General features: G+C 64.4%; 21 protein-coding genes. 13 read left to right on the top strand and 8 right to left on the bottom strand.

The annotated features are described in order from the left end of the window. The first annotated feature begins 202 nt into the window (after nucleotides 1-202). Genes QZ409_RS18850 through QZ409_RS18840 form a run of 3 tightly spaced genes read left to right on the top strand, consistent with a single transcriptional unit; the run spans nucleotide 203 to nucleotide 1,885 of the window. The gene (locus QZ409_RS18850) at nucleotides 203-760 is read left to right on the top strand and encodes a hypothetical protein (protein ID WP_296714397.1); all 558 of its coding nucleotides are present in this window, start codon (nucleotides 203-205) and stop codon (nucleotides 758-760) included. A gap of 28 nt (nucleotides 761-788) precedes the next feature. Beyond that, on the top strand, nucleotides 789-1,352 hold the full coding sequence (locus QZ409_RS18845; protein ID WP_296714396.1) for a sel1 repeat family protein: 564 nt from the start codon (nucleotides 789-791) through the stop codon (nucleotides 1,350-1,352). 2 nt (nucleotides 1,353-1,354) lie between these two features. Further along, nucleotides 1,355-1,885 carry a hypothetical protein gene (locus QZ409_RS18840; RefSeq protein WP_296714395.1) on the top strand — a complete coding sequence of 177 codons (531 nt, stop codon included), beginning with the start codon at nucleotides 1,355-1,357 and terminating at the stop codon, nucleotides 1,883-1,885. Here QZ409_RS18840 and QZ409_RS18835 read toward each other — a convergent pair. The 3 genes from QZ409_RS18835 to QZ409_RS18825 form a co-directional block, all read right to left on the bottom strand. Further along, complete coding sequence (locus tag QZ409_RS18835) at nucleotides 1,882-3,402, bottom strand: malonyl-CoA synthase (RefSeq protein WP_296714394.1); 1,521 nt, start codon at nucleotides 3,400-3,402, stop codon at nucleotides 1,882-1,884. The genes QZ409_RS18840 and QZ409_RS18835 overlap by 4 nt on opposite strands. A gap of 18 nt (nucleotides 3,403-3,420) precedes the next feature. Beyond that, the gene (locus QZ409_RS18830) at nucleotides 3,421-3,939 is read right to left on the bottom strand and encodes a CinA family protein (protein ID WP_296714393.1); all 519 of its coding nucleotides are present in this window, start codon (nucleotides 3,937-3,939) and stop codon (nucleotides 3,421-3,423) included. Nucleotides 3,940-4,100: 161 nt separating this feature from the next. Next, nucleotides 4,101-5,318 carry a bifunctional 2-C-methyl-D-erythritol 4-phosphate cytidylyltransferase/2-C-methyl-D-erythritol 2,4-cyclodiphosphate synthase gene (locus tag QZ409_RS18825; protein WP_296714392.1) on the bottom strand — a complete coding sequence of 406 codons (1,218 nt, stop codon included), beginning with the start codon at nucleotides 5,316-5,318 and terminating at the stop codon, nucleotides 4,101-4,103. 107 nt (nucleotides 5,319-5,425) lie between these two features. On the opposite strand from QZ409_RS18825, the gene dusB reads away from it, so the two are divergent. The 3 genes from dusB to ntrC all read left to right on the top strand — a co-directional run bounded on the left by dusB (nucleotide 5,426) and on the right by ntrC (nucleotide 9,221). Continuing rightward, a complete protein-coding gene (dusB, locus tag QZ409_RS18820) occupies nucleotides 5,426-6,499 on the top strand; it encodes a tRNA dihydrouridine synthase DusB (RefSeq protein WP_296714390.1) in 1,074 nt (357 codons plus the stop codon). After that, complete coding sequence (locus QZ409_RS18815) at nucleotides 6,496-7,653, top strand: nitrogen regulation protein NR(II) (RefSeq protein ID WP_296714388.1); 1,158 nt, start codon at nucleotides 6,496-6,498, stop codon at nucleotides 7,651-7,653. The genes dusB and QZ409_RS18815 overlap by 4 nt, the downstream gene beginning before the upstream one ends. A gap of 80 nt (nucleotides 7,654-7,733) precedes the next feature. Next, entirely contained in the window at nucleotides 7,734-9,221 is a 1,488-nt protein-coding gene (gene ntrC, locus QZ409_RS18810) for a nitrogen regulation protein NR(I) (protein ID WP_296714386.1), read from the top strand. 95 nt (nucleotides 9,222-9,316) lie between these two features. Here ntrC and QZ409_RS18805 read toward each other — a convergent pair whose 3' ends face one another. Then, on the bottom strand, nucleotides 9,317-11,488 hold the full coding sequence (locus QZ409_RS18805; protein WP_296714384.1) for a TonB-dependent receptor: 2,172 nt from the start codon (nucleotides 11,486-11,488) through the stop codon (nucleotides 9,317-9,319). Between the two features lie 169 nt (nucleotides 11,489-11,657). Here QZ409_RS18805 and coaD point away from each other — a divergent pair, with 169 nt between their 5' ends. The 3 genes from coaD to QZ409_RS18790 all read left to right on the top strand — a co-directional run bounded on the left by coaD (nucleotide 11,658) and on the right by QZ409_RS18790 (nucleotide 13,218). After that, nucleotides 11,658-12,161, top strand: coding sequence for a pantetheine-phosphate adenylyltransferase (gene coaD / locus QZ409_RS18800; RefSeq protein ID WP_296714382.1), 504 nt, complete (start codon nucleotides 11,658-11,660; stop codon nucleotides 12,159-12,161). Between the two features lie 130 nt (nucleotides 12,162-12,291). Then, entirely contained in the window at nucleotides 12,292-12,732 is a 441-nt protein-coding gene (locus QZ409_RS18795) for a peptidylprolyl isomerase (RefSeq protein ID WP_296714466.1), read from the top strand. Nucleotides 12,733-12,762: 30 nt separating this feature from the next. Beyond that, entirely contained in the window at nucleotides 12,763-13,218 is a 456-nt protein-coding gene (locus QZ409_RS18790; protein ID WP_296714378.1) for a peptidylprolyl isomerase, read from the top strand. Nucleotides 13,219-13,295: 77 nt separating this feature from the next. Here the strand turns inward: QZ409_RS18790 and QZ409_RS18785 are convergent, their stop codons facing one another. After that, entirely contained in the window at nucleotides 13,296-13,469 is a 174-nt protein-coding gene (locus QZ409_RS18785; RefSeq protein ID WP_296714376.1) for a hypothetical protein, read from the bottom strand. Between QZ409_RS18785 and QZ409_RS18780 the strand changes: the two genes are divergently transcribed. Beyond that, nucleotides 13,462-13,956: a hypothetical protein gene (locus tag QZ409_RS18780; protein WP_296714374.1), complete on the top strand. Its 495-nt coding sequence runs from the start codon at nucleotides 13,462-13,464 to the stop codon at nucleotides 13,954-13,956. The genes QZ409_RS18785 and QZ409_RS18780 overlap by 8 nt on opposite strands. Nucleotides 13,957-14,013: 57 nt before the next feature. Here QZ409_RS18780 and QZ409_RS18775 read toward each other — a convergent pair whose 3' ends face one another. From QZ409_RS18775 to QZ409_RS18765, 3 genes are all read right to left on the bottom strand, one after another. Continuing rightward, nucleotides 14,014-15,768: a radical SAM protein gene (locus tag QZ409_RS18775; RefSeq protein WP_296714370.1), complete on the bottom strand. Its 1,755-nt coding sequence runs from the start codon at nucleotides 15,766-15,768 to the stop codon at nucleotides 14,014-14,016. A gap of 167 nt (nucleotides 15,769-15,935) precedes the next feature. Next, the gene (locus QZ409_RS18770) at nucleotides 15,936-16,043 is read right to left on the bottom strand and encodes a hypothetical protein (protein WP_296714367.1); all 108 of its coding nucleotides are present in this window, start codon (nucleotides 16,041-16,043) and stop codon (nucleotides 15,936-15,938) included. Then, complete coding sequence (locus QZ409_RS18765; protein WP_296714364.1) at nucleotides 16,010-16,501, bottom strand: DUF4337 family protein; 492 nt, start codon at nucleotides 16,499-16,501, stop codon at nucleotides 16,010-16,012. Before QZ409_RS18765 ends, QZ409_RS18770 begins: the two co-directional genes overlap by 34 nt. 195 nt (nucleotides 16,502-16,696) lie before the next feature. On the opposite strand from QZ409_RS18765, the gene QZ409_RS18760 reads away from it, so the two are divergent. The 3 genes from QZ409_RS18760 (at nucleotide 16,697) to QZ409_RS18750 (ending at nucleotide 20,273) form a co-directional block, all read left to right on the top strand. Beyond that, entirely contained in the window at nucleotides 16,697-17,380 is a 684-nt protein-coding gene (locus QZ409_RS18760) for a protein-L-isoaspartate O-methyltransferase (RefSeq protein WP_296714362.1), read from the top strand. Between the two features lie 254 nt (nucleotides 17,381-17,634). After that, nucleotides 17,635-19,017, top strand: coding sequence for a TolC family outer membrane protein (locus tag QZ409_RS18755; protein ID WP_296714360.1), 1,383 nt, complete (start codon nucleotides 17,635-17,637; stop codon nucleotides 19,015-19,017). Between the two features lie 218 nt (nucleotides 19,018-19,235). Continuing rightward, on the top strand, nucleotides 19,236-20,273 hold the full coding sequence (locus tag QZ409_RS18750) for a DUF2497 domain-containing protein (protein WP_296714359.1): 1,038 nt from the start codon (nucleotides 19,236-19,238) through the stop codon (nucleotides 20,271-20,273). Nucleotides 20,274-20,385 lie beyond the last annotated feature (112 nt).

Below are 20,385 nucleotides of genomic sequence, written 5' to 3'. Positions count from 1 at the left end.
TCCGGAAGTTTGCGAAGTTTGCTGCGGCATGGAAGTCACTTCCTATATGTCCGCTGAAATCTGACGATTTTGCCGACGCGGCGCTTCCTTCCACACCGCGTCGGCTGCCTCCCTCTTCCTCCAAACGCTCTGGTCGCTTCCGCTGCGCGGGGCGGCCATTTGTTTTGGGATGGTCGTTGAAACAGCAAAATTGGAGACCCGGATGAGACTGCTTCTTGCAGCCTGCGCGCTCGTTCTCGCCATCCGCGTCGAGGCCGCCGTCGCCGGGTCTTCGGCAGCCGAACAGCCCGAGGAGTTGAACCCGCAGGTGCTGGACATGCAATATTGGGCGGCGAAATCGACCGAAGAGCGTTTCGATCCCCACATGTGCGGCTACGGCGTCTTCCTCGACAAGACCGGCCAGCATGAGGAGGCGCGGCGCATCTTCGAGCGCTGCGCCGATAACGGCAATCTGCACGCCATGCCGTGGATGTCCTATCTGGAGGAGAACGGCTACGATCGTGCCTCCGACCCCGTCAAGGCCGCCGAATGGGACAAGCGCCTTGCCGATGCCGGCTCGCCGATCGGCCAGTTCAATTACGGCCTCGACCTGTTGCGCGGCCACGGCGCGCCGCTCGACCGTGCGTCGGGAAAGTCCCTCATCGACCTCGCGGCCGCAGGCGGCGATTCGACCGCTCGCGAGCTGATCGCGCATGATTACGACCCGGAATCGGTTACGCCCGAAGCCGACAAGGCGCGCTATCGCCATCCTCAGTTCTGACCACGCCGCTTCCGGGGGGAAGTTTGAAATGATCGGCAAAAGCTTTTTGATCGCCGCTTTGTTGACCGGGGCGTCCTTCGCGGCGCCGGCCCGCGCGGAAAGCAGTGGGGATGATGCCGGAACGCTCAATCCACCCTCCGAACTGAGCATCGAATATTGGGCCGAGCGGTCCAAGGAGGCGCGCTTCGACCCCGGCATGTGCATGTATGGCTATCCCCTCGCCAAAATGGGCTGGCACGACGCGGCGCGGCGCATTTTTGAACGCTGCGCGGAGCACAGCAATGTCTACGCCATGCCTTGGGCGGCCTGGACCGAGGAAAATGGTTATGACCGCCCCTCGGACCCTGCCAAGGCGGCGGATTGGGACAAGCGCCTGGCCGACACCGGCTCCTCGATTGGACAGCTGAATTACGGCCTCGACCTGCTGCGCGGTCATGGCGTCGCGCAGGACCGCGCGCTCGGCAAGGCTCTGGTGGATAAGTCGGCGGCGGCTGGCGACAAGACCGCGCGCGAATTGGCGCAGCATGATTACGATCCGGAATCGGTGACTCCGACCGCCGATCTCGCGCATTACCGCAAGCCGCAGTTTTAGATTTGCCGCCGCTTCCCATTGTGGAGGGGCGCAGCTGCGGCTCCTGCACGCTGTGCTGCAAGGTGATGAAAATCGCCGAGATCGACAAGCCGCCGGGCCGCTGGTGCGCCCAGTGCCGTCCGGGCGGCGGCTGCGCGATCTATCCGCGCCGGCCGGGAGAATGCCGCGATTTCACCTGCGCTTTTCTGACCAATCCTGAACTCGGCGAGGATTGGCGCCCCGACCGCGCGAAACTCGTCGTCACGCTGGAAGGCGACGGCCGCATGGTCGCGGTTCATGTCGACGCCAGCCAGCCCGACCGCTGGAGGCGGCGGCCGTTTTTCGACAAGATCAAACAATGGGCGCGCCTCGCCGAGCGCGACGACCGTCTCGTTCTCGTCCGTATCGGAAATCGCGCGCTGGTCGTCTTTCCCGACGGCGAGTCCGATCTTGGCCCGATGGAGGAAGGCGACCGCATCGGCGCGCGGCGGCGCATGACGCCGGCCGGCCCGCGCCGTGAGGCGTTTCGCATCCCGCGCGACGAGTCTATCTAGCCGCCGTAATTCGCGCGCAGAATATTCTTCTGCACCTTGCCCATGGCGTTGCGGGGCAGTTCCTCGACGAAGTAAACGGACTTGGGCCATTTGAATTTGGCGAGTCGGTTCTGAAGCGCCGCGCGGATCGCCGTTTCGTCGATGGTCGCGCCTTTTTCGCGCACCACGACGGCCGCGACGGCTTCGCCGAAATCCGGGTCCGGCAGGCCGATCACCGCGCTCTCGGCCACGCCGGGCAGGGAGTCGATCTCGCACTCGACTTCCTTGGGATAGATGTTGAGCCCGCCGCTGATGATGAGGTCCTTGCCGCGTCCGAGGATGCGCACATAGCCGTCGTCGTCGATCAGGCCGAGGTCGCCGGTGATGAAAAAGCCGTCGGGACGGAATTCGCTCGCAGTCTTTTCCGGCATCAACCAATAGCCGATGAAGACATTCGGTCCCTTCACTTCAATCATGCCGATTTCGCCTTTGGGCAGCGCCGCGCCGGTTTCGGGATCGGCCACCCGCAGCGACACGCCAGGCAGGGGGAAGCCCACCGTGCCCGCGACGCGCGCGCCGTCATAGGGGTTCGACGTGTTCATGTTGGTCTCGGTCATGCCATAGCGTTCGAGAATGGCGTGGCCGGTGCGCGCGGAAAAGGCGCGATGGGTTTCCGCAAGCAGCGGCGCCGAGCCTGAAATGAACAGCCGCATCGAAGCGCAGACTTCGGCGGTCAGGCCCGGCTCGTCGAGCAGGCGAGTGTAGAAGGTCGGCACGCCCATGAGCACGGTGCCGCGCAGTCGCCCGGGCCGCGCGCTCATGGCTTCGAGAATCTGCGGGCCTGAAAATTTCGGCATGAAGATCATCGAGCCGCCGCAGAGCAGGATGGTGTTGGTCGCCACGAACAGGCCGTGGGTGTGATAGACGGGCAGGGCGTGGATCAGCACGTCCTTCGCCGTGAAACGCCAATAGTCGACGAGCGTCAGGGCGTTGGAGGCGAGATTGTCATGCGAAAGCATCGCGCCCTTGGAGCGCCCGGTCGTGCCGGACGTGTAGAGGATGGCGGCGAGATCCCCCGCGCCGCGCGCGACATTGACGAAATCCGGCGGGCTGGCGGCCGCGAGATCATAGAGTTCGCCATCCTGCCCGTATCCATGAACCACGATCCGGACATCGGCCTTTGTAGCCGAATCCTTCAGCGAATCCGCGCTCTCCGGGTCGCAGACGATGAGCTTCGGCTGGGCGTCGGAGAGAAAATAGCCGACTTCATGCGGCGTATAGGCGGTGTTGAGCGGCAGAAAGACTGCGCCCGCCCGCAGGCAGGCGAGATAGATGAACAGGAAGGCCGGGGATTTCTCCATCTGAATCGCGACGCGGTCGCCAGGCACGACGCCGAGCGCAACCAGCGCATGAGCGTAGCGCGCGCTGGCCGACAGCATCTGGCGATAGGAAATCGATGCGCCGTCGAGCGACTGGATGAAGATTTTCTCGGGATCGGAAATTCTCGACGCGATCAGATCGAACAGATGATTGGACAAGTCTGCCTCCAATTCGGCTCAGGCGCGCAATTGCGGCGCGGCGGCTTCGAGCAGCATTTGCAGCCCGGTGAGCACCGCGTGGCGGCGGATTTCGTTGCGCGAAAGCTCTTTGGCGCGCCCGTCGGTGAAGTGTTTGCGCTGGAGCAGGGTTGGCCGCTCGCTTTGGGCGAGACCGAAATGCACGAGCCCGACGGGTTTCTCCGCCGAGCCGCCGCCCGGCCCGGCGATCCCCGTCACCGAGAGCGCGAGCTGGGCGCGCGAATGCGCCAGCGCGCCGAGCGCCATGGCCTCGGCGACCTCCGCCGAGACGGCGCCGTGTGCTGCGATTAGCCCTGCCGGCACGTCGAGCAGGTCCTGCTTGGCCTCGTTGCTATAGGTGACGAAGCCGCGCTCGAACACATCGGACGACCCGGCGATCTCCGTCAGCGCGCCGGCGATCAGGCCGCCCGTGCAGGATTCCGCGAGCGCGATCTTGAGTTTGCGCGCGAAACAGGCGTCGAGCACGCGCCGCGCCAGGATGAGGATCTCGTCGCGCATCTGACCTCCATTTTATTTGTTGCTCCCGAAAAATCGCGAGCAACGAAGTCCTCGCATCAGCTCGGCCGGTAGCCCGTCGCCCGACGGGCGTCTTTCGACGCCCTATGGCATTCGCTCCTAGCCATTGTCTCGCGAATTTGCGCGACAATGGCGTCATGCGTTCACGGCAGTCGAACCGTCGCCATCGCGAGCGCGGCGATTCCCTCCTGGCGCCCGGTAAAGCCGAGGCGTTCCGAGGTCGTCGCCTTCACCGCCACGCGGTCGAGCGGCAGGTCCATGATTTCGGCGATTCTGGCGCGGATGGCGTCGCGGTGCGGGCCGACCTTGGGGCGTTCGCAGATCAAGGTGGCGTCGATATGGGCGACGCGGCCGCCGCGTGCGGCGACGCGCTCCACGGCGTGGCGCAGGAAACGGTCAGACGCCGCGCCGCGCCATTGCGGATCGCTCGGCGGGAAATGCGCGCCGATATCGCCATCGGCGATGGCGCCGAGCACGGCGTCGGTGATGGCGTGCAACAGCACGTCGGCGTCCGAATGGCCGACCAATCCGTGGTCATGCGGCACCTGCACGCCGCCGAGCCAGACATGGTCGCCCTCGCCGAAGGCGTGGACGTCGAAACCCTGACCCGTGCGGATGTCAGGAAGATCATTGAGCATTCTGTTCTCCGCGCGCAAAAAGTCCTCGGCTGTCGTGAGCTTGAAATTTTCGGCTTCGCCGGGAAAGACGAAGACGCAATGGCCGGCCCATTCCGCGACGGCGGCGTCGTCGGTGAGTTCGCGGCAGCCGTCGGCGCGAATGGCGCGGTGGGCGGCGAGGATGAGCCCGAATTGGAAGGCCTGAGGGGTTTGAACCGCCCGAAGCGTCGCGCGCTCCGGCGTCGCTACGATGCGCTCGTCCTCCGCGACCTTCTTGATGGTGTCGATGACGGCGAGGCCAGGAACCGCGGCGCCCCGCTCACGCGCGGCGTCGAGTGCGCGCGTGATCAGCCCGGGCGCGACGAAGGGCCGGGCGGCGTCATGAATCAGCACCGGCGCGTCGTCAGCGGCGCCGAGCGCCGCAATGGCTTCCAGGCCGTTGCAGACGCTGTCCTGCCGGGTGGCCCCGCCGAAGACCGGGTCGAGCAACCGCGCCCGCAGGCTGTCCGGCAGCGGCGCGACGGCGGCCTGATAGAGGTCGAGATCGTCGGGATGAATCGTCACCAGCGCCCTGGCCTCTGGCGCGCCATTGAGCAGGGCTTCAAGCGTGCGGGTCAGGACCTGGCGCCCGGCCAGCGTGCGATATTGCTTCGGTCCGCCCGCGCCCGCGCGCGCTCCCCGTCCCGCCGCGACGACCAGGAAGATCGCGTCGCCGGCGCCGAAAGTCCCGCTGTTCCCGGCCATTTACTCCCGCCTTTTCTTCGTTGCGACATGTCGCCCGAATCCGCGCAAAGGTCAATTTGCCATCGCTTTTGCGTTGCGAAGGCAAAAAATCTGTCTAAAATGCAGGCATGAATAAGTTTGCTCAACAGCTAGGCAGCCTGCTCGCTTCAGGCGCCACGATCGAGCCTGTCCGGGTCGGCGCCCTCGTGGTCGAGCCGGCTTTTCTCGCGCCAATGGCCGGCGTGACCGATCTCGCCATGCGCCGCATCGCGAGGCGCTTCGGCGCGGGGCTGGCCTTTTCCGAAATGGTGGCGAGCGGCGATTTCGCGCAAAGCGCCAGCGGCCAAGGCGGCAAAGGCGGACGTGAAAGCGCGCTGCGCGCGCTTGGCGATGGCGTCTCGCCCCATGCGGTTCAGATCGCCGGCTGCGAGCCGGACAGCATGGCGGAGACGGCGCGTCTCGTCGAGGGCGCCGGGGCCGATCTCATCGACATCAATATGGGCTGCCCGGCGAAGCGCGTGGTTGGCGGCGCCGCGGGCTCGGCGCTGATGCGCGATCTCGACCATGCCGCGCGGCTGATCGCGGCTGTGACCGGCGCGGTCAAGGTTCCCGTCAGCGTCAAGATGCGGCTCGGCTGGGATGACGATTCGCGCAATGCGCCGGAGCTCGCGCGCCGCGCCGAGGCTGAGGGCGCCGCGATGGTGGTCGTCCATGGCCGCACACGCCAGCAATTCTATCGCGGCGAGGCCGATTGGGAGGCGATCCGCCCGGTTTGTGAGGCCGTGAACATTCCTGTGGTGGCCAATGGCGATTGCCGCTCGCCGCGCGACGCCCGCGCGATGCTGACGCAATCGGGCGCGAAGGCGGCCATGATCGGCCGCGCCGCGCTGGGCCAGCCGTGGATTGTCGGCGACACTGCCTATTTTTTGCGCAATGGCTACGAGCGGCCCGGCCCGTCCTGGCTGGAGCGCCGCGAGGCCGCGCGGGAGCATCTGGCTTGCCTGCTCGATCTGCTCGGTCCGGCTCAGGGCCTGCGTCACGCCCGCAAACATCTCGCGGCCTATGCCGATGTCGCGGCGCGGGCTGGCGGCGGGCTGGATTCGCCGTCGCGTCGGCGGCTTGTTGAAAGTGAGGATGCGGACGAGGTCTTCGACCTTCTCGCCCGTCTCTATCAATGCAAGTCCGAAGCGGAGGCGGCATGAAAACCAAACATGCTCATAAAAAAGGCAGCGAGTTGGATTTGTTGATTGATGAATTGGCAGGTTCGGATCTCGCCGACTGTCCATCGTCGCAATTGATCAACGCCCTGCCGCATCCGCTGCTGTCCGTGGCCGGGGACGGCTCGATCCGCGACGTCAATCCGGCGGCCGAGCTATTTTTTGATACGTCCCGCAACGCCTTGCGGCGCACCAAGTTTCAGGACCTGCTGCCTTTCGGTTCGCCCTTGCTTTCCTCGGTCGAAATGGTCCGACAGCGCCGCGCGCCGATCAATGAATATCGCGTCGATCTCGGCACCCCGAAGATCGGCGCCGAACGTTATGTCGATATCTATATCGCGCCCTTGCCCAATCTCGACGACGGCGTCGTCATCATGCTGCAGGAGCGCACCATCGCGGACAAGATGGACCGCCAGCTGACCCATCGCAGCGCGGCGCGCTCGCTCTCGGCCATGGGCGCCATGCTGGCACATGAGATCAAGAATCCGCTCTCAGGCATTCGCGGCGCGGCGCAACTGCTCGATACGGCGGTTGGCGACGAGGATCGCGCGCTTTGCCGCCTGATCTGCGACGAAACCGACCGCATCGTGGCCCTGGTCGATCGCATGGAGGCCTTTTCCGATGGCCGCCCGGTTGAGCGCGGCGCTGTGAATATCCATGAAGTGCTGGAGCATGTTCGCCGCATCGCGCAGGCGGGCTTCGCCCGGCGCATCCGTTTCGTCGAGAATTACGACCCTTCTCTGCCGCCCGTGCTCGCCAACCGCGACCAGCTGGTCCAGGTCTTTTTGAACCTCGTGAAGAACGCGGCCGAGGCTATCGGCGACGATGCGCTTGAAGGCGAGATCGAGCTGACGACGGCCTATCGCCCGGGCGTGCGGATTCGCGCGCCGGGCCGGGCGTCTCCGGTCAGCCTGCCGCTCGAATTCTGCGTGCGCGACAATGGTCCCGGCGTGCCGGAAGATCTGATGCCCCATCTGTTCGATCCCTTCGTCACCACCAAAGCTTCAGGTTCTGGCCTCGGACTTGCATTGGTAGCAAAGATCATTGGCGACCATGGCGGCGTCATAGAATGCGAATCCCTTCCGCGAAAAACGCTCTTCCGGATTTTGATGCCTGTATATTCCCGCCGCGACACTTGAGCAGGTTCGGCCTTTCCGCCTGCGGACGCCGGGGGCGGGTTTTGCGCGGCGGGACCAAGGAAGGTTTTGGAGGTTACTGAATGCCGAGCGGCAATATTCTCGTCGCGGACGACGACGCGGCCATTCGCACTGTCGTCGGTCAGGCCCTGACGCGTGCGGGATATGAAGTGCGCACCACCGGGGCCGCCGCCACTCTCTGGCGCTGGATTCAGGCGGGCGAGGGCGATCTGGTCATCACCGACGTAGTCATGCCGGATGAGAACGCCTTCGAGCTTCTGCCCCGCGTGAAAAAGGCGCGGCCGGACCTGCCGGTCATCGTCATGAGCGCGCAGAACACCTTCATGACCGCGATCAAGGCCTCCGAACGCGGCGCCTATGAATATCTGCCCAAGCCCTTCGACCTGAAGGAGCTTCTGGCCATTGTCGGCCGCGCGATGAGCGAGCCGAAGCACCGGCTGCGCGCGCCGGAGCCGGACGACATAGAAGGCATGCCGCTGGTCGGCCGCTCGCCCGCCATGCAGGACATCTACCGCGCGCTGGCGCGGCTGATGCAGTCCGACCTCACGGTGATGATCACCGGCGAATCGGGCACCGGCAAGGAGCTGGTCGCGCGCGCGCTGCATGACTATGGCAAGCGCAAGAAAGGCCCCTTCGTCGCGATCAATGTCGCCGCCATTCCGCGCGACCTGATCGAAAGCGAATTGTTCGGCCATGAGAAGGGCGCCTTCACCGGCGCCAACCAGCGATCGGTCGGCCGGTTCGAACAGGCCGAGGGCGGCACGCTTTTCCTTGACGAGATCGGCGATATGCCGATGGAGGCGCAGACCCGCCTGCTGCGCGTGCTGCAGCAAGGCGAATATACCACCGTCGGCGGCCGCACGCCGATCAAGGCCAATGTCCGCATCGTTGCGGCCACCAACAAGGACCTGCGCGTTCTGATCCAGCAAGGCCTGTTCCGAGAGGACCTGTTCTTCCGCCTCAATGTGGTGCCGTTGCGCCTGCCGCCCCTGCGCGAGCGCGCCGAGGACATCGGCGATCTCGCCCGACATTTCTTCGCCCAGGCGGTCAGTGAGGGGCTGCCGCTGAAATCGCTGGAGCCGGCGGCGCTGGAGCGCATGAAGCGCTATCGCTGGCCCGGCAATATCCGTGAGCTGGAAAATCTGGTCCGCCGTCTCGCCGCGCTCTATCCGCAGGAGCTGATTTCAGAGCAGATCGTCGTCAGCGAACTGGGCCTCGACGTCTCGCGCGAAAGCGGATCTTTCATGGCGCCGGCGGGTGGGGTCTCGTCGTCATCGGCCCCGGCGGCTGCGCGCGACGCCGACGAATCACTGTCCATGTCGGTCGAACGGCATCTCACGGAACTGTTCAAATCCCATGGCGACAAGCTGCCGCCGCCGGGCCTTTATCACCGCATCCTGCGCGAGATCGAATATCCTCTGATCTCGATCGCGCTCGCGGCGACGCGCGGCAACCAGATCAAGGCCGCCGAACTGCTCGGCCTCAATCGCAACACCTTGCGCAAGAAGGTGCGGGACCTCGATGTGCGGCTGATGCGCTCGTCGCGTTAAGGGGCGCTTCCGTCCGGACCGAGGCGGCCTGCGCGCGATGATGCCGCAACGCCTCCGCGACGCTCGCGTCACGGAGGCGCATCATTTTTCGCAGCTCAGATTTTTTGTGAAATGCCGATGAAAAAGCCGCGCCGGGGCCCGTATTGGGGCGCAAAGACGCCGATGCCGCTGCCGTCGCGTATCTGATAGATCGTGTCGAAAAGATTGACGACATCGAAGCGCAGCGTCAGCGGCTTCATGTTTGGCGCGAATTTCAGCTCATCCATGACGCCGGCGTTGAATTGCACATAGGGCGCCACTGTCGTGGTGTTGGCGAAGCCCGCACGCAGTCCGCTGCCGTAGATCATGTCGGCGCTGAATCGCAGGCCGTTCCAGAGATAGGACGCGCCTGCCGACGCAGTGAGCTTCTGCGAATGATCGGTGTAGACATTGTGGGTCGAGATGAAGGCGAGTTCGTCGGGATCGAAGAGATATTGGTTTGAAACGACATTGGTCGCCATTTGTTTCGCCAGTGCGAGATTGCCATAGGCGCGGAAGTCGCCTTGCTCGTAATTGAATTTGAATTCGAGGCCCTGATTGTAGCCCTTGGCGTAATTGAAGGCGGTGAGGACCAAAGCCTGGCCGAACTGGCCATCGTCGAGCAGGTCCCTCGCCCATTTGAGATAACCGTCAACGCCAAGCGTAAGGCCTGGAAGAACCTTCTGGTCTATTCCCACATCGACGTAACTCCCGCGCTCGGGCAGGACAGAACCGGACTCGGTATTGGCTGGCGCCGCGGTGGTGTTGGCGAAGAGGCCGAGATTGACCGGCGCGCTCAGGGCCTGCGATGGCGGCGTGAAATAGCGCGCGAAGCCGGCGTGGATGCTCGTCCCGTCGAGCGGCGCATAAGTCAAGCTGATGCGCGGGCTGAACTGATTGGCGTCGACATATTGATACATCTGGTCAAAGCGGATGCCGGCGTTGAGCGTCAGTTGCCGGCTGATTTTCCACTCGTCCTGGATATAGGCCCCAAGCAGCCAGCCGAATTTCGCGCTTTTGTCGACTGGCGCGGCGAAAGGCGATCCATAGGGATTGCCGTCGGCGTCGGTCGCGAAGACGAGCGACGCATTGCGGGAATAAGTCTCCTCGCCGCTGGCGGAAATGCCGCCACGGATCGTATGCGCTTCGTTATAGCGATATGCGGCGTCGGCGTTGACGCCATTCAGGAAGCTTTCGCGCAGGACGTCTGAGGCGACGCCATTGTACAGCAGATCGCCGTAAGCATCCGGCGAGAATTGCAAGGCGCTGTAGCGCGAGAAATAGGCCACCTGGAAATCCAGCGCGCCCATGGATTTCTGCCAGGCCAGAACATTGTACAGGCTGGCCTCATACTGGTTTTCCGCCACGGCCGAGGATGGATAAGAGGCGGAGAACGGCATCAGCGTGGCGACGCCCGGAAAGGTCGTCTGACCGGGCGTCGCCGGGATCTGATAGGTCCCTACGGCGCTGCCCGTCAGGAAGCTCAGCCGCGAGCCATCGTCGAGAATGGTCGAGACATAGCCGAAGAACTTGCTCAACTGATTGCGGTCGTGAATGGCGTTGAGGGCAGGCGTCGTGTTTTCGATGCCGAGATTGCTCTGCAAGAAACTGCCTGTGACGAAATACTGCGTCTGCCCCGAAGTCCCGCCATATTCAAAACTGGGCGTGATCGTTCCGTGGCTGCCGCCATAGACGCCGATCGAGCCGCCGCCGTCGAAGGCGCCGTTCTTGCTGACGACATCAATGATTCCCGAGGTATGGAGTCCAAATTGCGCCGGCAGGGCTCCGGTCAGGAGCGAGACGCCGCCTACGAACTGGGTGTCGAGGAGGACGCCGAATCCCGACACGCCTTCGGGCAGCATGACGCCGTTGACGCGATATTGCGCATTGGCGTGTTCATTGCGGACGTGAAACAGGCCGCTTGCCGCCGAATCCTGCGATACGCCCGGCGCCTGAAGCAGAACCTGGTTGAGCGGCGCGTTGTCGCCCTGCGGCGATTGGGCGATCGCGGCGGCGCCAATGCTATAGGCGCTCACGCCCAATGGCGGCAGGATATTGGCGCGCGCATCATCGAGCGCTTGCGTCTTCTCGGCGAGAGGGCGCGACTCCGCTGCCGGAGTCTGCTCGGGCCGCGAGGCGGTGACGTCAATGTCGGGAAGGGCGGTCGCCTGTTCGGCTCGGGCGACGCCGCCGGCGGGGAGCGCCGCCACGCAGCCCAATATGAACACATGATACGGACGCATCGTCATTCCCCACGCTCGATCCCAGGATTGTATGTTATGTTATAATATAACATCAAGCGGCCACGAAGGGTCAAGCGGCGGGGCATGCGAGGGTAATGCTCAATTTTGTGCGGGGGCCTCTGCCTCCGGCTCCGCGAAAGTTGCGCGAATCCACGGCTTTCTGTAGCAATGCTTCATGCAACGCGTCGCGCTCTATACGGGCTCCTTCGATCCCGTCACCAATGGCCATGTCGATGTGATCCGCGCAGCCTCGGGGCTTTGCGACCGATTGGTCGTGGCCATCGGGGTTCATCCCGGCAAGGCGCCGCTTTTCTCGGCGCAGGAGCGGGCGGAGATGATCGAGCAGGTCTGCTCGGCCGATGCGGCGGCGCGGAATTGCGAATTGTCGGTCGTCACCTTTTCAGGGCTCGCGGTGGATGCGGCGCGCGAGGCGGGCGCCGGGATGATCGTGCGCGGCCTGCGCGACGGCTCCGATCTCGATTATGAAATGTCCATGGCCGGCATGAACGGGGTCATGGCCCCGGAGGTGCAGACGGTTTTTCTTCCCGCCGGGCTCAATGTGCGGCATATAACGGCCACTTTGGTGCGTCAGATCGCCCTGATGGGCGGCGACGTAACGGCTTTCGCGCCGCCCCTCGTCGTGGAAGCGCTGCGGCGCAAGACGGCGGCGAAAAACTGATGGAGCAAGCATGACCGATATTTCCGCGCGGCGTCTCAACCGTCGCCAATTTGGCGCCATCCTCTCGCTTGGCGCGGTCGTCGCGAGCGGAGCCGCGTTCGGCGCCGAAGACCCGTCCAACCTGCTCACCATGCAGCTCAAGGACGGCCCGGTCGTCATCCGCATGCGTCCCGATCTCGCGCCGAAACATGTCGAGCAGATCAAGACCCTGGTGAAGCGCGGCTTCTATGACGGCATCGTCTTCCATCGCGTCATCGAAGGCTTCATGGCCCAGACCGGCGACCCGACGGGCACCGGCACGGGCGGCTCCGACCTGCCGAACATTCCCGCCGAATTCTCCAAGGCGCCCTTCGGGCGCGGCACGCTCGGCATGGCGCGGTCGTCCTCGCCCAATTCCGCCAATTCGCAATTCTTCATCTGTTTTGCGCCTTCGCCCTTCCTTGATGGCCAATATACCGTCTGGGGCGAGGTGATTTCCGGCATGGACCATGTCGACAAGATCAAACGCGGCGAACCGCCGGTCAATCCGGACAAGATCATCAGCATGAAGCTCGGCGCGGACGCGAAATAACTTAATTCTCCACAGAGGCAGGAAAATCCCATGTCCGATGAAGGCAATCTACTGACGCTGGAAACCACCAAGGGCGAGGTGGTGATCCGCATGCGCCCCGATCTCGCGCCCGGTCACGTCGCCCATATCAAGAAGCTGGTCGGCGAAGGCTTCTATGACGGCGTCGTCTTTCACCGCGTGATCGAAGGCTTCATGGCCCAGACCGGCTGCCCCCACGGGACCGGCACAGGCGGCTCGAAATATCCGAACCTGAAGGCCGAATTCAACGCCGCGCCGCATGTGCGCGGCACGGCGTCGATGGCCCGCGCGGCCAGTCCCGATTCGGCAAATTCGCAGTTCTTCATCTGCTTCGACGACGCCCGCTTCCTCGACAAGCAATATACGGTTTGGGGCGAGGTGATTTCGGGCATGGAAAATGTCGACAAGATCAAGCGCGGCGAGCCGGTGCGCGATCCCGACAAGATCGTCTCCGCCAAAATTAGCTGAGCCAAAATCAGCTAAGCAAAGGACTTCACCGGGGCTTCGAGCCCCGGTTTTCGTTTGAAGCGCCGTTCAGCGCCCGTTCAGCCGCGCTTCGCTATCAAAGGCAAGCTTTCGCAGGTTTTCCAGACCCGCGTCTTCACGGCGTTTTGTGAATGCGCCGCATTGACGGGAACAAAAAAATCCGAAAGCTTGGCCTTAATCCGGCGCCGTTTTTTTTGCGGGGGCCGGTTTTCTGGGGAGCCCTCCATGTCCATCCGTTCCGCCCTCATGCTCGCCGGCGCCGTGGCGCTTATCGGTTTAGGGACCGCCCACGCCGAAGAATCCGCGATGAAGCAATGCGCCGACAAGTGGCAGGCGGCCAAGACCGCCAACACCACCGGCGGCCTGACCTATCTGCAATTTTCCTCGAAATGCCGCGCCGAGTTGAAGGCTGAGCCCGCCGCCGCTCCCGCCGCGCCTGCGGCCCCGGCCACGACCGCCGCTCCAGCCAAACCAGCGCCGGCCGCTCCGGCCAAGCCCGCCGCCGCGGCCAAGCCTGCCGCTCCGTCCGATACCGGCCCCGCTGTCTTCCCGACCGCGGTCAGCCCGACCTACAAGAGCGAAACGGCCGGCAAGGCGATCATGCACACCTGCCTCGACCAGTATAAGGCCAACAAGGCCACGGGCGGCAATGGCGGCCTGAAATGGATCCAGAAGGGCGGCGGCTATTACAGCCAGTGCAACGCCAAGCTGAAGAGCTGAGCGAAATACAAAAGCCCCGGTTTTCGCCGGGGCTTTTTCATTGGAAAGAGGCGTCGCCTATTCGGCGGCGACGTGATGCTTGGCGGCGTTCGCCTTGGCCTTGTCGCCGGCGGCGCGCGACGAGTCGCTGTTGTTGAACATTTCCAGATCGTCGAGATCCGCGTCGGTCGGCGTCGTCAGCGCCAGATCCGTGTAATTGCGCGCATTGGGATCATGGCGCAGCTCGCGCCGCAGCTTCCACAATCTCAGCGCCAGCCCGCCGACCCGGATGTGGTTGACGATATGGGTCGCGACGACGCGCGGATAGAACAGCAGCGGATTTTCGAGCGGCAGGCCGGGGCGGCGGTCGCGGCGGACGCGGCGGCGCAGATAGCCGCCCTGCAGCGGATGGACCTTTTCCACTTGCACGGCGGCCCAGAACCAGATCAGCAGGAACAAAGCCTTGCCGGGCGAGGTGCCCACGGCGGCCGCGCGCCGCATGATCGTTTCCATATGGGCCGGCGAGTAATATAGCTCCCAGGCTTCATGATAGATCGCTTCCCACTCGGCCTTGCTCATCTTCGGATGTGCGGTGACGGCGTGTTCGAGATCGTATTTATTCATGTCCGGGTCCATCCAGACCCCGGCCTTGTCGAGGCGCTGGTGGTCTTCCGAGCCGGGCAGGGGCGTCAGGAAGAAGAATTCCAGCATGTCGAGCGGCAGTTCGCGCTGGATGATCGCAATGTCGCGGCGGATCGATTCTGGCGTGTCGGCGGGGAAGCCGAGAATATAGCCGGCATAGGTGAAACAGCCCGCGCGCTTCCACGCGAGCAGCATCACGCGATATTCGGCGATGCGGTTCTGCTTCTTCTTGGCGCTGACGAGATTGGCCGGATTGATGTTCTCAAGGCCGATGAACACGCGCTTGACGCCCGCGCGCGCCGCCTTGGGAATGAAATTGGGAATGCGGTGGCAGAGCGTGTCCACCTGGATGATGAAGCTGAAGTTCAGCCCGGAATCCCGCAGCTCGATCAGCCGGTCGAAGATCGGCTCCCAATTCTTGTTGCGGGCGAAATTATCGTCCGTGATGAAGAAGCTGTGAATGCCCTGGGCGAGGTTCTCGCGGATGATCCGCTCCACATCGTCGGCGCTGCGATGGCGCGACTTGCGGCCCTGCACATTGATGATGGTGCAGAACGAGCACTGGAATGGGCAGCCGCGACCGGCGTCGAAACTGGTGACCGCGCCGGTCGTGCGGCTGACGACCTCGGCCGGGAGCAACGGCGTCGGCGTATCTTCCACGCTCGGCAGGTCGTTCATGAAATTATAGAGCGGCTTCAGCGTCCCGTTCATCGCGTCGCGTAGAACGTCGTCGAGCCGGCCTTCCGCCTCGCCGGCGAACAGGCTGACGCCGAGGGCCTGCATTTCGCGGATGTCCGCCGGAAGTTCCGGCAGCATGGCGAGGCAGCCGGAAACATGGAAGCCGCCGACGGCGGTCGGCGCGCCCGCCGCGCGCAGGCGCCGCCCGAGGTCAAGGGCGCGGGGAAACTGGTTCGACTGCACGCCGACCAGACAGGCAAGGCCCTGGCCCGCCTTGGCGATGGAGCGCGCGATCTTCTCGGGGTCGATCCGGACATTGGTCTCGTCATACGCGAAGATCTGGATTCGCACGTCGGGGCCAAGCGCGTGGCGGCGCGAGCAATCCGCCGCGAGGCCATTGAGCGCCGCAAGGCTGTTGGACGGAATGGCGGAGCGATACCACTGGATGACGTAACCATCGTCATCGTAATGCGAGGGCTTGATCAGATGGAGCTCGAAAATTTTTTCGGCCATGAACGCTCTTTTCGTCACGCGGACATTGTCGGCCGCGACCATCAGGGGTGGGGGCGACCATAAACAAGAGCGGCGGGCGATTCCAGTCGCCCGCCGCCATTTTCAATATGAAGTTCCCGGCTACAATGGATGGCAATAGTGACTTTTTTGGGGGCCGCGCCCCATTTTCAACTCAAATAGGCGAAAGCGGCGGCGATTGCGCCCGCGGCGCCGAGCCCGACCGCCGCGCGCCAGGGCCACATCATGCCGCGCAAGATGATGGCGATGGTCGCCACAGCGATGGCGATGTGGAGCAAGGTGACGGCGACGTCAGGATATGATGGCGCCTTTCATGGACCTCGCTGCCCTCGAAGGCCGCCTCCGCCTTGTGCTCCAAATCCTTGGCCTGGCCCTCGATTTCCTTCTGCTCCTCGGCATAGCGCTGCGCCTTGTCCAGGAATTCCTGGCGTTTCGGGCCGGCGGTCTCCGCGAGGGCGGCATAGAGATTCTGCTTCATGCTCTTGGCCTGGTAGAAGGCCCAGGCGTCGCTCGCCTTGGTTTGCAGCAGCACGGAATGGTTCTTGGCGCCGATCGTCGCGGCGGTCTCGATGGTTTCGAGGCTTCCCACCGTCGCCGCCAGCACCGCCAGCACGGCGATGGTGATCGAAATCATGGCCAGGCTGCGGTCGCCGGAATGGGCGACATGCTGGGCATGTTCAGCATGTTCGAAATGTTCGGTGGGCGAGTCGTCCACATTGGCCTCCCTGTTTCGAATCGCATTCCAATACGTGGCGTTAACGATAGGCGCCCGGCGCGACGTCGGCAAACCCGTCCGACTTTCTGCGGCGCCGCCGGAAGTGGACAGAAGCCGGGGCGGCGCTTATAAAGCCCGGACGGCTTGGCAGGGCCGAGGCCCTTGCCGGCCATGACTATTTTTGACGGGCGAGCGATGCAAAATCAGCAATTTGCGGCTTCCGCCGCGCTGCGGGAAACCATGGTCGAGCGGCAGATTCGTACATTCGATGTGCCGGATCTCGGCGTTCAGGCGCGCATGAAGGCCGTTCCCCGCGAGATTTTCGTCGATCCGGCCCAGGCCGGCCTCGCTTATTCCGACGCCCGCCTGCCGCTCGCCAGCCAGACGCCGCGCGAAATGACCGCGCCGCTGATTCTCGCGCGCCTGCTCAAGGACGCGCAATTGCGCGAGGGCGAGCGCGTTCTCGTCGTCGCGGGCGCCACCGGTTATGCCGCCGCCCTGATCGCTGGGCTGGTCGCCTCCGTCGTGAGCCTCGATGTGGACGAAAGCTTCGCCGCGCGCGCCAAGGCCAATTTTGAAACGCTCGGCCTGACCAACGCCAAGTCCGTCGTCGGGCCGCTGGCGCTCGGCGCGCCGGGCGAGGGGCCGTTCGACGTCATCATCGTCGACGGCGAGACTCAGGGCGAGTTTGGCGCCCTGTTCGATCAATTGACCGAAAACGGCCGGCTGCTCGCAATCATCTCGGAACGCCCGGGCGCGCGAGTCGGCAAGGCGACCTTGTTCAAGCGCGGCGGCGGCGCGTTCAGTCCGCGCGCGCTGTTCGACGCCTCCGCGGGCGCAATTCCCGCCTTTTCAAAGCCGCCGGAATTCGTGTTTTGAGCGGCGCGCGCTGGCGCGCGCCTGTTCTCGGCGGGCGAGCCGCGCCTGTGGCTTTTGGGGCTCACTGTCCAACTATTTGTGCCGATTCCTTCACCAAGCCCATGGAATCAGGAAGTTTCGGCGGGCGCGCAGTTGACGCGGAAGCCCACATCGCTAACTTTCGTAAGAATATCTTGGCCGAATTGTCTGGCCAGACGTCTCGCCTGCGGTCGGGTCTTGCCTTCCGCGCCGGACGTGAAACAGGGATTAGAAAATTGCGGCGCTCCTCGATTGTCGGTTTGACGCTAGCGACCTATGCGCTCTGCCTCGGCCCGGCTGCGGCGGAATCCATGTCCGGCGCGCTGTCGCGCGCCTATTCGAACAACCCCGACGTCAATCAGGCGCGGGCGGGCGTTCGCGCGCAGGATGAAACAGTGCCAGGCGCCAAGGCCGGCTGGCTGCCCAAGGTGAACGCGCAAGGCTCGATCGGACATCAGTTTACGCGCAACACTAATCCGCCCGGCGCGGCTGCCCGCGAACAGAAATACCTCACCGATCCGACGACCGGCTCCGTCACGCTGACCCAGACGCTGTTCGACGGTATGCGTACGGCGAATTCGGTGGATCAGGCCGAGTCCGGCGTGCTGGCCGCCCGCGAAAACTTGCGCGGCTCCGAAATCTCGACGCTCGGGGACGCCGCGACCTTTTACATGGACGTGCTGCGCGACACCGCCGTGCTGGGCCTGCGCCGCAATAACGTCAAGGTTCTCCAGGTTCAGCTCCAGCAGACCCGGGACCGCTTCCATGTCGGCGAAGTGACCCGCACCGACGTGGCCCAGGCCGAATCGTCGCTGGCGAACGGCACTGCCGACGTTGCGGTCGCCGAAGCCAGGCTTCAGGCCAGCATGGCCAATTATCGGCGCGTCATCGGCGTCGAGCCGAGACAATTGCAGCCCGCGCAGCCGATCGAGAAATTGCTGCCGCCGAGCCTCGATCTCGCGGTGGCGACCGGCCTGTCGGAAAATCCAGCGGTCATCGGCGCCTTGCACCAGGTCGACGTCGCCGAAGATCAGGTCAAGATCAACGAGGGCGCGCTGCTTCCTCAGATCGGCGTTCAGGCGCAGGTGCAGAACCAGACCGATGCGCAGGGCGTTCCAGGCTACGGCATTTACACGGCTTCCGTGGTCGGTGTGCTCAACGTCCCGATTTATCAGGGCGGCTCCGAATATGCCCAGGTGCGTCAGTCCAAGGAAAAATTGAGCCAGGCCCGCCTCGCGGTGGAGACCCAGCGCTACAAGGTCCGCTCGGACGTTGTGACGGCCTGGGGCAACCTGCAGTCATCGCGCGCCGCGATCACGTCCTTCCAGGCTGCGGTCAAGGCCGCTGAAATAGCGCTGACCGGCGTGCGCGAAGAGGCCAAGGTCGGCCAGCGCACCACGCTCGATGTCCTCAATGCCGAGCAGACCTTGCTCAACACGCGCGTGCAGCTCGTTCAGGCGCAGCATGACCGCGTGGTCGCCTCCTATTCGGTCATGGCTGCGATTGGCCGCCTGACGGCGCGCAATCTCGGCCTCGGCGTGGTCGCCTATGATCCGAACCACCATTACGACCAGACCAAGAATCGCTTCTTCGGGCTGAATACGCCGGACGGCCGTTAAGGCCGTCGGCAAACCTCACATGAACAGGGACGCGCAAGCGTCGAAAAAAGCGGTGCGCTCTTCTGCGGAAGCGGCGCTCTTGCCTTGCGCGCCCGCGCCTGCGGGCGCAATTTAAAGTTCTTCTGATTCGCATGCGAGCTTCCAAGGCCATGAGCGCACCGAACGGCCCGTCTCTTTCCAGTTCTCCGAACCCCGAGCCCGCCGCACAGGAGCCGTCGATGGACGACATTCTGGCGTCGATTCGCCGGATCATCGCCGACGATGATGCGCTGCCGTTGAGCCGTTCGGCGCGCGCCGCCGCCGCGCCGCGTCTCGCGGAGGCGCCGGCCCCGGCAGCGCCTGCGCCGGCGAAACCCGCCAGTTCAGTCGCGGACGCCTTTCTGGGCCTTGGGGAACGCCTGTTTCGTGGCGGAGAAGCGGCCTCGACGCAGGAGCGTCCGAAGGTTTCCGTTTTCCAGCCGCCTGCGCCGAGGATCGCGTCGGGACCTAGTTCCCCTTCATCCGAACCGCAGAAGGCGCCGACGCTGAAATTGCGCGATTTCGCGCCTTCAGAGCCGCAGGCGCGTCCTGTGGTCGCGAAGGCCAGAATTGAAGAAGCTGTCCAAGCGCCGCAGGCAGTTCAAGCGCCGCAGGCAGTTCAAGCGCCGCAGGCTGTCGAGTCGCCGCAGGCCATCAAGAGCGCCGAAACAGCAATGGCGGCCGAGCCTGTGAAAAATTCGGCTGCCGTGATCGCGCCAGAGCCCGCCGTCGAAACGCCGGAAGCCCCTGTCGCCGCGGTATCGACCGTTTCCAATCTCGCCGAAGCCCGCCTCAAGGTCGCTCCGGCGCTTCGCGCGCCCACGCCGCCGCAGGCGGAAGCCGTTTCGGAACCCGCGCCGCCGCCTGAGCCCGCCCCTTCGCCCGTTGCGGCGCAGGCGTCCGAATCGCACGCGCCGCGGCTGGCGGCGAGGCGTATTCCGGCGCCGCCGCCGGCTGCTCCCCAAGCGGCGCCGCCACCCGCCGTTCCCCAAATGGCGCCGCAGGCCGCTCCCGAAGCTGAGCCGCCGCTGCTCTCGCCCGCCATCGGCGCCCGGATCGGCGCTTCGTTCGAGGCGCTGACCGAAAGCCTCCTGCTGCGCGATCCCGAGATGATCGAGCGCGTCGCGCGCGAAATGCTGCGCCCGATGCTCAAGTCCTGGCTGGACGACAATCTCCCCGTCGTCGTCGAGCGGCTTGTGCGCGCCGAAATCGAGCGGATCGCGCGCGGACGCGGCTGATCGCGCCGGCTTCCGGTTTGCTGTCGGCGCCCTCCGAGTCCCAAACTCATTGACTTGCCGGCTGCGCTCGGTTTTTGTGCGCGGAATTCGCTTCCCGCCCTGAATCCGGTTC

The organism is Rhodoblastus sp. (assembly GCF_019449565.1).
Lineage (GTDB): Bacteria > Pseudomonadota > Alphaproteobacteria > Rhizobiales > Beijerinckiaceae > Rhodoblastus.
This window is presented reverse-complemented; position numbering and strand designations above follow the sequence as displayed.